Raw genomic sequence first — 16,666 nt, 5'->3', positions numbered from 1 at the left:
TAAACTATTATGTTAACAAACCTAACATAAAGGAGGAGAAATTGATGAAAAAAATTGAAACGATTATTCGATCTTCCGTTTTTGCAGATGTGCGACAGGCTTTAGCACTTGAAGGAATAGACGGTTTGAGTGTAACTGAAATTGCTGGAATCGGAAAGCAAGAAGGACGAGTGGGCTTATTTCGCGGGAACGCCTATACAATGGAATTTTCTCCAAAACTGAAATTGGAGATGGTTGTGGATGATCATAAAGTTGAAGATATCATCCAAGCTTTACTGGAATACGCTTCAACCGGCCAAGTCGGGGATGGTAAAATTTTCATTTTCTCTGTCGAAGAAGCGATACGAATCAGAACCAAAGAACGCGGCACAGTCGCAATTGGATAAGGAGGAGATTGGATGGAAGCAGTTCAAAGTTCAGTAGATATGATATGGGTCATGCTCGGAGCAATGTTGGTATTTTTTATGCACGCAGGATTCGCTATGGTGGAATCCGGTTTTACACGATCTAAAAACACCTTGAATATTTTAATGAAGAACATGATCACTGTTTCACTCGGCTCCATTCTTTACTTTATCGTTGGATACGCCCTTATGTTTGGCCCTTCATCTTTCGGCTTGATCGGCACACAAGGATTTGCATTAACTGGCGTTGAAGATATCGGATTCTTTGTATTCCAAGCTGTTTTTGCCGCAACTTGCGCAACCATCATTTCTGGGGCTGTAGCAGAACGAATGAACTTATCTGCCTATATTCTATTGACTATCGCCATGACTGCAGTCATTTATCCGGTCGTAGGGCACTGGGTATGGGGCGGCGGTTGGTTGTCACAAATCGGCTTTATTGATTTTGCAGGCTCAACGGTCGTTCACTTAACTGGGGCAGTAGCTGCATTTATCGCCGCTTGGAAAATAGGTCCTCGCATCGGCAAGTATAGCGGAAAATCAGTTAACACGATTCCAGGGCATAGTTTACCACTAGGTGCATTAGGTGTTTTTATCCTATGGCTTGGGTGGTTCGGCTTTAACGGGGGCAGTACTTTGGCAGCGGACCCGACTCTCGTGCCGCCAGTAATTGCCAATACATTACTAGCAGCTTCCGCTGGGATTATTGCGACTGCTGGATACACCCGCTTTCGCTATGGACGCATTGACGCTTCTTTAACAATGAACGGTGCTCTTGCCGGTCTTGTCGGCATTACTGCAGGTGCAGCAAACGTATCATTTTTTGGCGCTATGATGATCGGGTTACTGGCCGGGGTTATTATGACTGAAGCTATTCGCTTACTGGATTCAAAAATTCGGGTTGACGATCCCGTTGGCGCGATTTCCGTCCACGGAATTGCAGGCATTTGGGGGACGCTCGCAGTCGGTTTGTTTGACACTACTAATGGTTTGTTTTACGGAGGTGGAACAGAAATTCTTGGCCTCCAGGCTGTCGGCGTGCTAGCGGTAATTGCATGGGCTTCTCTATCAACTGGTATCGTCTTATTCGCTATCGGCAGGATCGTGCCACTCCGAGTTACCGCTGAAGACGAAGAAGCTGGCCTAGACTTTTCAGAGCATGGCTCACAAGCTTACTCAATGCAAGACGTCCTTCACGGTTCGCCGTTCGGTCGCAATGATTCATTTGCACAGCGACTAAACCAACTAGGTGAGGAACCCTCTCCGCAAAAAACCATTTCCTGATTTAACCGAAAAGAAGAGGAATCCCTCGATATTCTAGGGATTCCTCTTCTTTTAATGTGGCATTTGCTTCTTCACAGTCGAAACAAATGATTACGTCGAATTACTGATGCACGTGCAGTTCGAACATCGTTTAGTTTACTGCAGCTCTAGCACACCATCGACCATTTTATACACCTTGTCGCAATAATCAACGAGTCGAATATCATGGGTCACTACAATGGTTGTCGTTTTCTTATTTTTTGTTTCCGCCTTCAATAACTCCATCACTTCATAAGCACGATCAGAGTCTAGAGAAGCTGTCGGCTCATCCGCCAAAATGATGGACGGATTACTGTATAAGGCTTTTGCAATGGCCACTCGTTGACGTTCTCCTCCCGACAAATCTGAAGGATACTTACTACGAAGGTCACCAATTCCCAAATCTTTGTAAAGCTGCTCAAGTTGTTCTTTGTTCATATTGTCTTTTTTAACTTTGTCTAATAGCTTTAATTGTTTTTCCACTGTTAGAAACGGCACCAAGTTTGAAGCTTGCAAAATAAAACCTATTTCCTTTAAACGAATTTTGGAAAGCTGTTTTTCATTTAACGAGGAGATATTCGTATCGTTGATTAGAATATCTCCTCCTGTTGGAGATAAAAGACCACCAGCAATCGTCAGAAACGTACTTTTTCCGGAACCCGAAGGCCCAATTACCGCAATCAGTTCTCCTTGTTCTGCTTGAAAATTCGTTTCTTTTAACGCATCCACTTTCTTATGACCTGTACCAAATGATTTTTTTACTCGATTCAATTCTAATACTGCCATGACTCAACCTCCAATCGCTTTTAATGGATCAATTTTCACTATCGTCAACACAGAGAATACAGCTCCTAAAATAGCGACCGCAATGAGTACCACTCCGTAAATCAGCATCGTCGGAATATCAAATGCTACCGGAACGGCACTTGGTAGAAAAGCTCCAGTGAAGAGCGTCAAACCAAGTCCTACCGCAACACCAATCGCTGCCAAAATCGCTGTTTGCGCAACAACTGAACGCGCCAGATAGCCACTCGGAATTCCTTGCGCTTTCATAACACCGAACATACTAATTTTTTGAACCGTCAAGACATAAAGGAATATCGCGACGATTACTGACGAAATGACAAATAAGAAGTAAATCATAAAATTCAACGTTAGACTTTGTTCAGTATATCCAGGAAGACTTTCAATAAAAGTTTCTGTTTCGATTGTTGCCAAGCCGTTCTCATCTGTAGTGGCGGAAACATCTTCTGTCCGTACAACAATCGCACTAATTTGACTGTCGTTTTCTGCTGTTTCACCGAACTTTACAAGCTGAAGTGTTTCTAGGGTGGTATAAAGAACTGGCGCCGCGTTAAAACGCGCCTGGTCTGTAAAACCGACTATCTTCAAAGTTTCTTTTGTTGAAGATAAACTGAGCGTGTCACCCAATTTAAAGCCTTCATCTTTCAGTGCATCTCCTGCAATTACTTCATTAGCATCAGTAAATTCTTCGCCTTCTATCACTTCCGGCATAATAAATTCGTCGCTGTTGATTCCAAAAATAGAGACGCCTGCTTTTAAATCTCCGGTTTGTGCAATGGCATTAAGTTGACCTAAAACAGCTGTCTCATCCGCCTGAATTTCGTCAACTGCATCAATTGAAAGAGACGATTGTGTCAAACTTTGATCCGATTCCTCAGTCAGCACGATAGCGTCCGCATCCCACTTATCGACAGCTTCCCTATTCAAACTTGCTAAGCCATTCGCCAATCCTGATAAGAAAAACACCAAGTATGCAACCAGCATCAAGACACCGATGATCAGTGTAAAGCGCAATTTGTTTTTGATAATTTCGTTCCATGCTAAAAACATGCAATCACTTCCATCTCTTCAATATGTATTCGTCGCTAACCTGACTATCTCACTATATCAACTATACAAAACCTATACAAACATCATATACTATGATCCATTTTTTCACTCTTACTTATTCAACAAAAAAAGGCGAACCCGTGACAGGCCCACCTTTTTCTTACCGCAACAATATAATAGGTATTTTGCAGAGACTCTACTAATGATTTCGTTTCTTCAGTTAGTTTTGTTCAAATGCAGACTGCACGTCAGTTACCATTTGAGTAACAGACTGTAATCCCCCACCTGACAAGTACCAGAAATCTGGATCCAAGTAGATGATTTTATCATTTTGATAAGCATTCGTTTTTTGAACCAATTCGTTTTCAAGAGAATCTGCTGCATTGGTTCCATTTCCAACAACTGCATTACGGTCAACAACGAACATCATATCCGGATTTGTTTCTAAAATATATTCGTAAGAAATACTTTGTCCGTGAGTCGAAGCTTCAATGCCTTCATCTGCTTGTTTAACACCGAATACGTCATGGATCAAACCAAAACGTGAAGCTGCGCCATATGCACTTACTTTGCCTTCATTGGCAAGAATGATTAATGCTTTTTCAGCAGAACCACTTACCGTTTCTTTTACTTCTTCTATTTTTGTATCAATCGCTGCAAGTTCTTCAGTGATTTGATCTTCTTTTCCAAAGATTTCTCCAAGAGTCGTCATGTTTTCTTTAAATGATCCCATATAATCTTCTGTATCTACAGCCATATGAATTGTTGGCGCGATTTCAGAAAATTCATCGTACATATCTGCTTGACGACCTGAAATAATGATTAAGTCCGGCTTCATTGCGTTAATCGCTTCAAAATCCGCTTCTTTTAAAGTGCCCACATTTTCGTATTTCTCGGCATCCTCATACTTCTCAAGGTACGCCGGAATATTAGCTTGTGGAACACCTGCAACAGCTTCAATACCTAGTTTGTCCATTGAATCTAGAACACCAAAATCGAATACTACTACTTTTTCAGGATTTTTGTTAAAAGTCGTTTCACCAAGTTCATGAGTCACTGTCATTTCTTCTGATTCTGCAGTCGCTGTGTCAGACTCCGTCGTTTTTTCAGTTGACCCACACGCGGCTAAAAACGCGACCATCATTAATGTTACTGCTGCTACTATCCATTTTTTCATTCTATTTCGAACTCCTCTTTTTTAAGAATTAAAGTACACACAAATCCGGCAATCATTCATCTGCTGAATCGGAATATCCATATCGTAGATTTCTTTTAATGCAGCACTTTGGATAATTTCTTCGGTCGTTCCGTCTTTTACGACACGACCGTTTTTCAGTGCCACGATGCGATCTGAATACACAGAAGCAAAGTTAATATCATGCAACACAATGACCACTGTTTTGCCAAGATCATCGACTAAGCGACGCAAGATTTTCATAATTTGAACAGAGTGTTTCATATCCAAGTTATTTAACGGTTCGTCCAATAAGACATAGTCAGTGTCTTGCGCAATCACCATCGCAATAAATGCACGCTGACGCTGACCACCTGACAGTTCGTCTAGATAAGAGTTTTCCATTTCTTTCAAATCCATGTAATCAATAGATTGATCAACCATTTTTTCATCCTCATCGTTGAGGCGACCTTTTGAGTAAGGAAAGCGCCCAAAAGAAACAAGCTCGCGAATGGTCAAACGGACATTCATAAAGTTAGATTGCTTTAAGATTGATACACGTTTCGAGAACTCATTGGATTTCAACTTCTTGGTATTGGTTGAATCAATAAGCACCTCACCGGTATCCGCATCCAACAGGCGACTGACCATTGACAATAACGTGGACTTACCCGCGCCGTTCGGTCCGATAAAGGACGTAATCTGACCGCGTTGGATATTAACAGTGACGTTTTCCACGACCGTTTTTTTCCCGTATAACTTTGTCAATTCGCGAACTTGGATCATTTAGATCGACTCTCCTTTAATAGTAGATAGATGAAATATATTCCACCGATAAAATTGATAATAACGCTCAATGTTGTATTAAAAGTGAAAATCCGCTCCACTACCCACTGGCCACTAACCAAGGCCACTACACTGATGACAATGGATCCGGTTAACAAGACCGAATGTTTATAGGACGTAAAGAATTGATACGATAAATTTGCGACAATTAAACCAAAAAAGGTAATCGGTCCAACAAGCGCTGTAGCAACCGCAATCAAAACAGCAGACAACACGAGCATTTGCTTTACTAATGCATCGTAATTCACACCCAGATTGATGGCTGTATCACGCCCTAAAGTTAGAACATCTAAAGACGAATTTTGTTTCCAAGCAAAGGCAATCAACAGCGTGATGATGACGAGGGAGGTCCACACCAAATCTGAATTGACGTTATTAAAGCTCGCAAACATTCGGTCTTGGATGATTGAAAATTCATTCGGATCAATTAAGACTTGCAGGAATGTCGTGATACTGCCGAAAAACGTTCCACAAATGATTCCGACCAACAGGAGAAAGTAAATCGGTCGATCATTCTTTTTAAAAAGTAAGCGGTAGAACAACAAGGCGAAGATGACCATGACGGCAATCGACAACAAAAAGTTCACTTGCTTATTGACGATTGTGACATGATCTGAACCAAGGAAAAAGATCAGCACCGTCTGAAGCAGCATATACAGTGAATCCAAGCCCATAATACTCGGTGTCAATATCCGGTTATGGGTAATGGTCTGAAAGACAACTGTTGCATAAGCTATCGCGACTCCTGTTAAGACCATGGCAAACACTTTAACACCACGTCTTGGCAGCGCATAATCGAAACTGCCATTCAAGTCTTGAAATAAATATAAACTACAAGCCGCTAAAGCCAAGCCGACAAGTATAAGCATTTTATGTAGATCACGCATACGTTTTCCTCCTAAACAACAAGAAGAGGAAAATAAAGCTTCCGATAACGCCGACCATCAAGCTGATGGAAATCTCATACGGGTAAATCATCACTCTTCCCAAGATATCGCACACCAGCAAGAAAATAGCGCCAAGCATCGCTGTATGCGGCAATGTTTTTTGTAGATGATCTCCTTTGAAGATCGATACGATGTTCGGAATGATCAACCCAAGAAATGGGATAACCCCTACCGTCAAGACAACCGTCGCTGTAATTAAGGCCACGAGCACCAAACCGATGTTGACGACGCTCCGGTATTTCATTCCCAAATTTTTAGAGAAGTCTTCACCCATACCCGCGACCGTAAACCGGTTGGCGTACAGATAGGCGATGACAAAGACCGGAACGCTGATGTAGAGGAGTTCATAACTCCCCTTCATAACCATCGAAAAGTCACCTTGCAGCCAAGCGGACATATTCTGGATAACATCCGCCCGGTAAGCGAAAAACGTTGTGATGGAAGACAGGATGTTCCCGAACATCAAACCGACCAAAGGAATGAATATGGCATCTTTAAATTTGATGCGGTTTAGAATTTGCATGAAAAGGAAGGTACCGGCAAGCGCAAATGCGAAAGCCACTGCCATTTTTTCCAGCATCGATGCGTTTGCGAACATCAGCATCGACACCAGAATCCCAAGCCGTGTGGCGTCTAATGTACCTGCCGTTGTCGGAGACACGAACTTATTGCGGCTTAACTGCTGCATGATGAGTCCTGCCATACTCATCCCTGCACCTGCCAGCAAAATCGCGACCAACCTTGGCAGTCGGCTGATCAAGAATATCTGTGTCTCTTCCGATTGGAAATCAAGCAAATCAGCTACACTGATACTGCTCACTCCGACAAACAAGGAAATGATCGACAGTATGATTAATGTTGGTATTAAGTAACGCTTCTTCACGACTGTCCCTCATCTGTCTTCAATAACTAATTATTGATTATTCGGTAGTGATAATCATTATCACTGACTTACGTATTTTAGTATAGCATGCTAGAAAGACGAGTCAATAGTTAATTGAGAATAATTTTCATTTACATAACACAGTATCGAATTATAAAAAATTGTAATTCGGGCAAATATAAAAAGAGCATGCCACTTCGGCACGCTCTTCTGTACTTACAGAAAATCTTATTGACAGACTGTGTTCTTCTCTAGTAACTTGAAATTTTTGATTTTATTCGATTAACCTGCGATTTCCTGCGCTTGCTCTACTACTTCAGCTGGTACAGTAATGGCTTGAATTTCATTGAATCTGCTGTAGTCAGCTTGCATATCAGATTTGATGTTCATCATTTCATCTTCAATATTCATGTCCATATCCATTTTCATATCTATTCCTGTCGTTAAAAAGGATTCTTTATCTACATAGATCACATAATTAACAGCATGAATTGTCATGTCTTCTAGTGCCATTTGTGCTTCAAGTTCCATTTGCCCTAACGTTTTCTCTAGTTGTTGATCCATTAATTCGTTAAATTTCTCGCCAGAGGCATCAAGCGTTAAAATGTACTCAGCTTCAGTTTGTTTAAATGTGAAATCATCTTTAAACTCCGCTAGTTCTTCAAGCTGTTGAGAAGGATTGGCCGTTTGCTGATCAGCGAGTGCTTTTAAATCTTCAATGCTTGCATCCGGCATCTTTAACCAAGTCGCCATCGTTTCTTCGTACATGTACATGCCTTGCTCGGTGAAGTACATTTCCATGCTCATCGGATTGCTGTTGTCGATGTCCTCAGACACAACGGAAGTTTCTGCTTTTTGGTAGAACGCTACCGGATCAATGGTCATATCCATAGAAGAACTCACTGTCATATCCATTTCCATGCCATCGCCCTGCATCGCGATTGTTTGATCGGTTACAATATCTGCATGTACACTCGTAATGTCTTCAGATGCCTCTACTGACTTCTCATAGACCTCTTGTACGGTTAACTTGCTGTCTTCTCCTTTTGTCGTTTCATCACCAGATGCCGGTTCTGCAGTTTCGCTGCATGCAGAAAGGCCGATAGCTAAAGTAGCTGTACTCATAAATAAGATCCATTTTTTCAAAATAATCTTCCCCTCTCAAATTATCGTAAGCTTCTCTTTGATTCACTGACAAACTTCGCTAAATTGTATCTGTTTGTATTTACGAATTAAACTAAAAATAGTTTCATATTTCTTGTTTATCCAATTTCCAGTCGTTTATTTCTTCGACTTCGACTATACTTTTCATTATGAGAAAAAGAAGAGGTGGGATTTTTTGAGATTAAAACAATTTTTCACATATTATAGACCTCATAAGCGGCTGTTTATCATTGATTTTTCTAGCGCTGTTTTTGTTGCTATTTTAGAACTCGCATTTCCAGTGGCTGTTCAGTGGTTTATCGATGACTTGCTGCCGAGTGGTAATTGGGGAACCATCACTACAGTTAGCTTCTTGCTACTTGCGATCTTTTTGTTAAGTACGTTCTTACAGTATATCGTTAGCTATCTCGGTCACAAATTAGGAATCAATATCGAAACAGATATGAGAGAAGAGCTGTTCACTCATGTCCAGCGACAATCCTTCCGCTTTTTTGACAATACCAAAACTGGTCATATTATGAGCCGTGTCACGAATGATTTGTTCGACATTGGTGAACTTGCCCATCATGGACCTGAAGACTTCTTTATTGCCATCATGACGTTTTTCGGAGCATTTGGTATTATGTTTTGGATTAACCCAAAACTAGCGCTAGTTACACTCATTGTGATTCCGTTTCTAGTCTGGCTTATCACGTTTTGTAACATCAAAATGAACCAAGCTTGGGGCAGTATGTATGGCAAAATCGCGGATGTTAATGGACGTGTAGAAGACAGCGTTTCAGGAGCACGCGTCGTTCAATCTTTTACGAATGAAGAGTTTGAAATCGAACGCTTTAAAACGGATAACGACCGTTTCCGTCTAGCAAAAATGGTTGCTTATAAAGTCATGGCGGCAACACATTCCAGTATATATATGATGACCCGTCTATTAACTTTAGTCGTACTGGTTTACGGGGCATGGCTCAACTTCCAAGGTGAATTATCGTACGGAGAACTTGTCAGTTTCGTGTTGTTCTTGAACGTTTTGATTAAACCTATTGATAAAATTAGCGCATTGTTAGAACTTTATCCGAAAGGCATGGCTGGCTTTAGCCGTTTCCGGGATTTAATTGAACAAGCACCTGACATCAACGACCGGAAAGACGCCGTAGCTGTCGAAAAATTAACTGGAGATATCCGATTCGAAAATGTCTCTTTTGGCTATGACGATCATAAATTGGTCTTGTCAGGAATCGATTTGAACTTACGTGCAGGTGAAACGATTGCATTCGTCGGTCCATCAGGTGCTGGAAAAACGACGATTTGTTCGTTAATCCCTCGTTTCTATGATATCCAACATGGGTCGATTTCGATTGATGGTCTCGATATTCGCGACATGACCAAGCATTCATTGCGTTCACAAATTGGGATTGTTCAACAAGATGTCTTCCTGTTTACTGGAACGATTCGCGAGAACATCGCTTACGGCAAACGTCATGCCAGTGAAGAAGAAATTTTAATCGCTGCAAAAAAAGCGCATTTAGAAGACTTTGTTCGAAAATTACCTCAGGGCTACGATACACAAATCGGAGAACGCGGACTCAAATTATCAGGTGGGCAAAAACAACGTTTAGCCATTGCTCGAATGTTCCTGAAAAATCCACCTATCCTCATCTTGGATGAAGCTACCTCTGCACTTGATACGCAAACAGAGCGCGTTATTCAAGAGGCCTTGACTGAACTAGCAGAAAACCGCACAACGTTGATTATCGCCCATCGCCTCGCGACAATACGTGACGCTGATCGGGTCATTGTCGTAACGGAAGACGGTATCGCAGAACAAGGTGAATACGACGAATTGCTCCAAGCTGAGGGCATCTTCGCGAACCTTCACCGCATTCAGTTTCAACAATAAAAAAGATATTAAATAAGCCATAACCTTTACACAAAAAATTTAGACTATCAGGTTTTTGCATATTCAGTTGATTATCCTTTAAATTCATCGATTTGAAATGAGCATATAATGGTTTTCTTCACCTAATTCAAATTGCTTTGACAGTATTCGCACAAAGTAAAAAACTATCCACAAAATGATACAGAGATAATTTTTTCCATCCTAAAAGACCATAGACGAACTCGAATTATCCGAGCTCGTCTATGGTCTAAAAATTATTCATCATCCACTATATTATTGAGATTTCACACTTACAACCTGGTATAGATGGTACGTATCTTTATTGTTCAATTGTCTATGTTTTACAATAGTTACACCTTTCCCACTACTGTTGGCTGATTTAATTGATTTAGCCAAATTCTTTTGCCCTGTTGTATTTAATTTAAATATAATTTGAAAAGGTGCTTTAAGTAATTTAGGTACTTTCGTCTTATTAATTATTTGTTCTATTTTTTTAGATGTAAGAGCATTTTTTTCTATAGACGTTTGTAATTCTTTTGCGGTACATGAATCTAACTTAAGTGTCACTATCTCTGTAAGCATCCCATTAATTCTTTTGTTAACACTGCTTGATGTATTTGTCCCTTTACAAGTTGCTGCTTCAACTGAATTGTCATGTGTTGCAAAAGTAATAACTGACAAAGTCAAAATAAAAGCTAAAAATAATTTGAATCTTTTCATCTTTTCTCCTCCTTCTTCTACTATCTATATACTCCTATTTCTTATAAAAAATGTCAACCATAATATTTTGAACTTTCATGTTAATTAATTAAAATTATTTTTCTGACTAATTAAAAAACAATATTTTATATGTATACTATATTCGTGACTCACTAACTATAAAAAGAGCTGCTTATACGGAACAAAACACCTCTTATCAAAACATCTTCTAAAATTTTGAGGTATATAAGCTACACACGTAAAATTTCTAATAGTGGAATACAAATAGAAGGACTGACATCACAACGATGACGTTTAAGTTTTAATGAATTCGATGGAAATTCAAAGTACGAAAAAATTAGACTATCTGCTGTTGAAACAAATCTTTGACTTGTCTACCAATAAAAGCAGTCAAACAGTAGTCAACTTCAAGTTGGCTATGGGTAGATTCCTTAATTTTCAAAAGCTAAGTTATGCCTAATAGGATAAAATGCACAGTTGTTAGCTTGGCAAAAAATGTAATCCAGAATGTACTTGCCGAAATTCATATGTCGGAAGATGGTATTGCATTTTTCCTAGCACATGTCAATCAGTTCGAAGAATATTTTCGTATCTTCTTGATCGATTGTAGTAACCAACTTTGACTGAATGTCATAGAAGGAAATCACATAGTTCCTTTTAAGGTTCAATCAGATCTTGAATTATACTACGCCCTTTAAGGTATACATGAGATACTTTCTGCTTTAGATTAAATTGAAAATTCTCATAGTATAACTCTGTTCAGATTCCACCTATAGAAGCAACGAAACGTCCTACTTCTTTATATAGGACTTTCACCTGTTCATACATAAACTAAAAGTCAAGTTTAGCTTTCATTTTAAGGATGGATAGCTCCATGGTATTAAATGATCTAAGATCACTATCCTAATTTGATGTCTATGAGTATGTTTCTTTACCATTTTCCTTACCTCATATTTTTTGCGCATCTATTGCTATTGGAAATATCTTGAGTAAGAGAATATTTTTATATTCATCGAAATCTTTAACAAACCTCTATCGAAGATACTTCTCCTTCTAGGAGTCATTTCAAAGCGATTGTGGCAGCTATACTCCACAAATAAAAGAAGACTGCAGACAAACTCAAATGGTTTGAGATTGTCTACAGTCTTTGCGCATTTCTAACTTGAGATACTTTTTTTAATTTCCGACAACAAACTGCTGGTAGCGGTCATAGTCTGCATGACTTAACTCCACTTTAAGTAACGTGCCTTCTTCTTCGTATACGGTTTCATGAATACTGGCATGCTCATTAAGATATGCGACGATGTCACCGCGGTCGAACGGAATAACCATTCGACAAGTAACATAATCTGCAAAAATTAGTTTTTTAATAACTTCTAGCAACTCATCTAGACCTTTGCCTTCTTTTGCTGAAATCCATAAACCGTCGCCGTTTGCATTAGGGTAATGAACTCCTGCTAAATCTGCTTTGTTGTAAATATAAAGCGTAGGTACATTTTCTACCCCAACAGCTTGCAGAGTTAAATTCGTTACTTCCATCATATAATGGTGTTCTTCGTTAGAAACATCGACTACGTGCAGCAACAAGTCTGCATTACGGGCTTCCTCCAATGTAGAACGGAACGCTTTTACCAGATGATGTGGCAATTTGCTGACAAAACCAACTGTATCTGTCAGTAAGAAGCTTTTGTTGTCTTCCAAGCGAATTTGCCGAACAGACGTCTCCAACGTAGCGAAAAGCATGTCTTTTTCAAACACTTGCTTTTCTTCGTTTTGTCCCGTTTTTGCTAGCAGTCCATTCATCACTGTTGATTTTCCGGCGTTCGTATAACCGACTAATGAGACGACAGGCACACCTTTTTTGGTGCGCTGCTTGCGTTGTGTCACGCGCTGGTCTCTAATATGCTCGAGTTCTTTATGAAGCTTTGAAATTTGCTCTTCAATTTTCCGGCGATCCAGTTCAAGTTTGGTTTCTCCAGCTCCGCGGTTAGCTACGCCACCACTACTACCGCCACCTTGTCGACCAAGCGACGCACGCAGTCCTACTAAGCGCGGTAGCATGTACTGAAGTTGCGCAAGTTCTACTTGAACCTGTGCTTCACGTGTTTTTGCGCGTCGTGAAAAGATATCCAAAATCAGCATAGTACGATCAATCACTTTGCATTCCAAATCCTCTTCTAGGTTTCGGATTTGCGAAGGTGATAGCTCGTCATTGAAGATGACCAAATTGGCATCTGCCTCATCATAAAAAGCTTTAATTTCCTCTACCTTTCCGCTTCCGACATAGTGAGAAGGGTTGATACGATCTAAGTTTTGTGTGATTTCCCCGACCACTTCCACATTGCAAGCTTCTGCTAAATTATGAAGCTCGTCCATTCCGTAAACGAAATGAAGATCTTTTTGAAGTTGCACACCAACGATGACTGCTTTTTCTTGTAACTCATCCATTTATATTGTCCTCCTATTTCAGGAAAGGAAAATTCCCATTCGATATCTCTATTTTACCACAGTTTCTTTGCTATCCTCTTACAAGCGAGGTAGCCTGTACTGCCCTTGTTCAAATTCAAACTTATTTATACCCTCTTCAAAACAAACTTTTTCCAGACGTTCTTTTGGATGACTTGTTTTTCTGAATTCAATCAGACAATTATCTAATTGTAAGCTGCCACCTAAAATCGTCTTCCATGCAGTGGTCGCTTTTTCTATATCCCGAACCCCAAATACACAACGTTCGATCGTCAAGGTTTCGTTTAACGCTTGTATAGCGCCGTTATCTCTTAGCTTTTGATAGCGCTGAGCGTCTGTTTTTTGCCATTCGATAAAAAATGGAGCAGGCAATTTATCCGAGACTTGTTCTTTGATGAATAGCATTTTCCATTTGATCAGCTCTCCACTTTCAGTTTGACGTTTGGCTGTCAACACTCCAGAAGTATCCATTCCCTGTTTTCTCAAATCGTCATTTAAAACCTGAATATTATCCGTGCGCAAACAAATTGTTCCAAAACCAACTTGGTCATAGAGCAGTTGGTGCGTAAGCGGATGATCCGCTTGCAGAGCCACTTCTTCTTTTTCGATTGACAGCCACTCAATGTAACAATCTTTCAAATACAAGAGGACATTTTCCGTTCCCCAGTTTAAATGTCGCCCACCTTTTGCTGCATGAATTCCTTTTTCCTGCCAATAGGTTACGGTTTCTTGTGGATTTTCACGAACAAAATGAACAATATGATCTAACTTCATAAAGCACCTCACTTTTTCTGTCATGCTACCTCGTTCGCCATGGGTGTCCTAATTTCCTTTAAGTGCTAAAAAGTTAAATTACGGTATATCAAATTAAGTGGCCCGGTTACGAATTTAATTTCATATTAAGCTATCAATAATTTACATGCAGTAGCATTAAATCAAAAAAGACGTACAGCTTTTCCCGTAAGGAAATGCTGTACGCCTTTTGATTTTTCTTACTTGTCTTCGTTGATTAATCGAACCGTTTCATCAAACTCTTTCTCAATCTCTGCATCTGGTTTGTAAGTAACGAGACTCACAAGCCATGTCACGAGTAAGCACAAGAAGAAACCAGGAATGATTTCATAAACACTGCCTATGAAATTCGTCATTTCAGTAGCTCCAGGATCTTCTGGTTTTGTACCAACTAATTTCCAAACGATAACTGTTACAGCGCCGACAATCATTCCTGCCAATGCACCTTTTGAAGTTAGCTTGCGCCAGAATAGTGACAACAAAATGATTGGTCCAAAAGCAGCACCAAACCCTGCCCATGCGTAAGCAACTAGATCTAAAATAGTATTATTTTGTTTCCATGCTAGAGCGGCTGCAATGATGGCAATCGCTGCAACAGCCATTCTGCCAAGTGATACATATCCTTTAGCTGATGCTTCTTTTTTAAAGAAAACTTTGTATAAATCTTCAATAAGCGCTGAAGAACTTACAATAAGCTGAGAAGAAATCGTACTCATAATAGCTGCTAAAACTGCAGCCAATACAAATCCAGCCACTAATGGATGAAACAAAATTTGGCTCAAGTCGAGAAACACAGATTCAGGATCTACTAACGTCGCTGAAGGATTTTGTTGGAAATAAGCAATCCCGATAAGCGCTGTTGCAGTTGCTCCGAGAAGACTGAAAATCATCCAACTCATCCCAATGCGGCGCGCTACACGAACTTCCTTCAACGTTTTAATCGCCATAAAACGAACAATGATATGGGGTTGGCCGAAGTAACCAAGGCCCCAAGCAACTGCAGAAATAACGCCGATTGTCGAAGCGCCAGAAACCAAGCTCAACATATTCGGATCTACCTCGCGAATACTTGCAGCGGTTTCACCAAATCCACCTGTAGCAAAGATACCTACTACTGGTACGGCAATTAGCGCCAGAACCATCATAATTCCTTGTACAAAGTCTGTGTAGCTGACTGCCAGAAATCCGCCAAACAAGGTATAGGCGACCACGACAATCGAACCTAAGACAAGCCCTAAATGATAGTCCATTCCGAATGAACTCTGGAAAAATAAGCCTGAAGCTACCATTCCGGACGAAACGTAAAATGTGAAAAAGATCAAAATAATAATACCCGAAGCAATTCGTAACAACCGTGATTTGTCTTTCAGACGATTTTCCAAGAAACTTGGAATCGTGATGGAGTCGTTTGTGACAAACGAATAGATTCGCAGTCGCGGCGCAACAAAATACCAGTTCAAAAAGGCACCGATTGTCAATCCAATCGCGATCCAAACCTTAACCAGTCCACCTACATAAATGGCACCCGGTAAGCCAAGTAACAGCCATCCAGACATATCCGATGCACCGGCACTAAGTGCGGCTACTGCTGGTCCAAGACCCCTGCCACCAAGCATATAGTCGGATAAGTTGGCAGTTTTTCGGTAAGCATACCAGCCAATGTATAGCATGGCACCTAGATAAACAGATAAAGCAATGATTTGATAAGTTGCATCTGTCATTTTATCCCCTCCTTATTTAACAGTGTAACATTATTGTCACTTATTAAAAGTCCTCTTTTTCGGTTTTGCAGCAAATTCAAGGGGGAATTACAAGGACAAGGAGGCGATTTTAATGCCATGGAACGAAGATAATTATCCAGAATCATTTAAAAATCTTGATAGTGCTGTTCGTCATAAAGCAATAGAAATTGCCAATGCACTGCTTCGCGATGGTTACACAGAAAGTCGCGCGATTCCAATTGCCTTAGACCAAGCCCAAAAAACTGAAATGGGCGCTGAAGAACGACCTGTCTACGAAATCAGAAAACATGAAGATGGTTGGCAATTAAAGAAAAAAGACAGTAAAAGAGCGATTCTGATTGAAGAAACGAAAGATAGTCTAATGGGAGAAGCAAAGCGCTATGTTACAAAAAATCACGGAGAACTTCACATCTATGCAGCAGACGGATCACTGTCTGAAACTCTGTACGAATCATCCTAAAACAGTAAAAAGCCGCTG

General features: G+C 40.3%; 15 protein-coding genes. 4 read left to right on the top strand and 11 right to left on the bottom strand.

Going from position 1 to position 16,666, the window contains the following annotated elements; translation table 11 throughout:
- Positions 1-44 precede the first annotated feature (44 nt).
- Together AJGP001_RS02315 and AJGP001_RS02310 are read left to right on the top strand one after the other, a co-directional pair.
- Positions 45-386: a P-II family nitrogen regulator gene (locus tag AJGP001_RS02315; protein ID WP_071153505.1), complete on the top strand. Its 342-nt coding sequence runs from the start codon at positions 45-47 to the stop codon at positions 384-386.
- Positions 387-398: 12 nt separating this feature from the next.
- Positions 399-1,688: an ammonium transporter gene (locus AJGP001_RS02310; protein ID WP_071153504.1), complete on the top strand. Its 1,290-nt coding sequence runs from the start codon at positions 399-401 to the stop codon at positions 1,686-1,688.
- A 135-nt stretch (positions 1,689-1,823) separates the two neighbouring features.
- Here AJGP001_RS02310 and AJGP001_RS02305 read toward each other — a convergent pair whose 3' ends face one another.
- From AJGP001_RS02305 to AJGP001_RS02275, 7 genes are all read right to left on the bottom strand, one after another.
- Positions 1,824-2,492, bottom strand: coding sequence for an ABC transporter ATP-binding protein (locus AJGP001_RS02305; RefSeq protein WP_058386447.1), 669 nt, complete (start codon positions 2,490-2,492; stop codon positions 1,824-1,826).
- A 3-nt stretch (positions 2,493-2,495) separates the two neighbouring features.
- Positions 2,496-3,560 (bottom strand): ABC transporter permease, encoded by a 1,065-nt coding sequence (locus tag AJGP001_RS02300; protein ID WP_071153503.1) that lies wholly within the window; start codon positions 3,558-3,560, stop codon positions 2,496-2,498.
- Between the two features lie 220 nt (positions 3,561-3,780).
- Positions 3,781-4,737, bottom strand: a complete 957-nt coding sequence (locus AJGP001_RS02295) for a siderophore ABC transporter substrate-binding protein (protein WP_071153502.1) — start codon at positions 4,735-4,737, stop codon at positions 3,781-3,783.
- Between the two features lie 21 nt (positions 4,738-4,758).
- Positions 4,759-5,520, bottom strand: a complete 762-nt coding sequence (locus tag AJGP001_RS02290; RefSeq protein WP_071153501.1) for an iron ABC transporter ATP-binding protein — start codon at positions 5,518-5,520, stop codon at positions 4,759-4,761.
- Entirely contained in the window at positions 5,517-6,467 is a 951-nt protein-coding gene (locus tag AJGP001_RS02285) for an iron chelate uptake ABC transporter family permease subunit (protein ID WP_071153500.1), read from the bottom strand. The genes AJGP001_RS02290 and AJGP001_RS02285 overlap by 4 nt, the downstream gene beginning before the upstream one ends.
- A complete protein-coding gene (locus tag AJGP001_RS02280; protein ID WP_078080097.1) occupies positions 6,460-7,410 on the bottom strand; it encodes an ABC transporter permease in 951 nt (316 codons plus the stop codon). Before AJGP001_RS02280 ends, AJGP001_RS02285 begins: the two co-directional genes overlap by 8 nt.
- A gap of 282 nt (positions 7,411-7,692) precedes the next feature.
- Positions 7,693-8,556, bottom strand: coding sequence for a DUF6612 family protein (locus AJGP001_RS02275; protein ID WP_078080096.1), 864 nt, complete (start codon positions 8,554-8,556; stop codon positions 7,693-7,695).
- Positions 8,557-8,749: 193 nt separating this feature from the next.
- Between AJGP001_RS02275 and AJGP001_RS02270 the strand changes: the two genes are divergently transcribed.
- Positions 8,750-10,468 (top strand): ABC transporter ATP-binding protein, encoded by a 1,719-nt coding sequence (locus AJGP001_RS02270; RefSeq protein WP_071153498.1) that lies wholly within the window; start codon positions 8,750-8,752, stop codon positions 10,466-10,468.
- A 273-nt stretch (positions 10,469-10,741) separates the two neighbouring features.
- Here AJGP001_RS02270 and AJGP001_RS02265 read toward each other — a convergent pair whose 3' ends face one another.
- From AJGP001_RS02265 to putP, 4 genes are all read right to left on the bottom strand, one after another.
- Positions 10,742-11,188 carry a hypothetical protein gene (locus tag AJGP001_RS02265; protein WP_071153497.1) on the bottom strand — a complete coding sequence of 149 codons (447 nt, stop codon included), beginning with the start codon at positions 11,186-11,188 and terminating at the stop codon, positions 10,742-10,744.
- A 1,176-nt stretch (positions 11,189-12,364) separates the two neighbouring features.
- Positions 12,365-13,636 carry a GTPase HflX gene (hflX, locus tag AJGP001_RS02260; protein WP_078080095.1) on the bottom strand — a complete coding sequence of 424 codons (1,272 nt, stop codon included), beginning with the start codon at positions 13,634-13,636 and terminating at the stop codon, positions 12,365-12,367.
- 78 nt (positions 13,637-13,714) lie between these two features.
- Positions 13,715-14,428 (bottom strand): VOC family protein, encoded by a 714-nt coding sequence (locus AJGP001_RS02255; RefSeq protein WP_071153496.1) that lies wholly within the window; start codon positions 14,426-14,428, stop codon positions 13,715-13,717.
- 218 nt (positions 14,429-14,646) lie between these two features.
- Positions 14,647-16,167, bottom strand: a complete 1,521-nt coding sequence (gene putP / locus AJGP001_RS02250) for a sodium/proline symporter PutP (RefSeq protein WP_078080094.1) — start codon at positions 16,165-16,167, stop codon at positions 14,647-14,649.
- Positions 16,168-16,279: 112 nt separating this feature from the next.
- Between putP and AJGP001_RS02245 the strand changes: the two genes are divergently transcribed.
- Complete coding sequence (locus AJGP001_RS02245; protein WP_071153495.1) at positions 16,280-16,648, top strand: DUF2188 domain-containing protein; 369 nt, start codon at positions 16,280-16,282, stop codon at positions 16,646-16,648.
- Positions 16,649-16,666: the final 18 nt, after the last annotated feature.

It is taken from the genome of Planococcus faecalis, assembly GCF_002009235.1.
Lineage (GTDB): Bacteria > Bacillota > Bacilli > Bacillales_A > Planococcaceae > Planococcus > Planococcus kocurii.
The sequence above is the reverse complement of the archived record's forward strand: the minus strand, read 5'-3'. Positions and strand labels throughout refer to the sequence as shown.

Coding starts and splice junctions, on each gene's coding strand:
- AJGP001_RS02315 (WP_071153505.1), top strand. CDS start 45: ATGAAAAAAATTGAAACGATTATTCGATCTTCCGTTTTTGCAGATGTG.
- AJGP001_RS02310 (WP_071153504.1), top strand. CDS start 399: ATGGAAGCAGTTCAAAGTTCAGTAGATATGATATGGGTCATGCTCGGA.
- AJGP001_RS02305 (WP_058386447.1), bottom strand. CDS start 2,492: ATGGCAGTATTAGAATTGAATCGAGTAAAAAAATCATTTGGTACAGGT.
- AJGP001_RS02300 (WP_071153503.1), bottom strand. CDS start 3,560: ATGTTTTTAGCATGGAACGAAATTATCAAAAACAAATTGCGCTTTACA.
- AJGP001_RS02295 (WP_071153502.1), bottom strand. CDS start 4,737: ATGAAAAAATGGATAGTAGCAGCAGTAACATTAATGATGGTCGCGTTT.
- AJGP001_RS02290 (WP_071153501.1), bottom strand. CDS start 5,520: ATGATCCAAGTTCGCGAATTGACAAAGTTATACGGGAAAAAAACGGTC.
- AJGP001_RS02285 (WP_071153500.1), bottom strand. CDS start 6,467: ATGCGTGATCTACATAAAATGCTTATACTTGTCGGCTTGGCTTTAGCG.
- AJGP001_RS02265 (WP_071153497.1), bottom strand. CDS start 11,188: ATGAAAAGATTCAAATTATTTTTAGCTTTTATTTTGACTTTGTCAGTT.
- hflX (WP_078080095.1), bottom strand. CDS start 13,636: ATGGATGAGTTACAAGAAAAAGCAGTCATCGTTGGTGTGCAACTTCAA.
- AJGP001_RS02255 (WP_071153496.1), bottom strand. CDS start 14,428: ATGAAGTTAGATCATATTGTTCATTTTGTTCGTGAAAATCCACAAGAA.
- putP (WP_078080094.1), bottom strand. CDS start 16,167: ATGACAGATGCAACTTATCAAATCATTGCTTTATCTGTTTATCTAGGT.
- AJGP001_RS02245 (WP_071153495.1), top strand. CDS start 16,280: ATGCCATGGAACGAAGATAATTATCCAGAATCATTTAAAAATCTTGAT.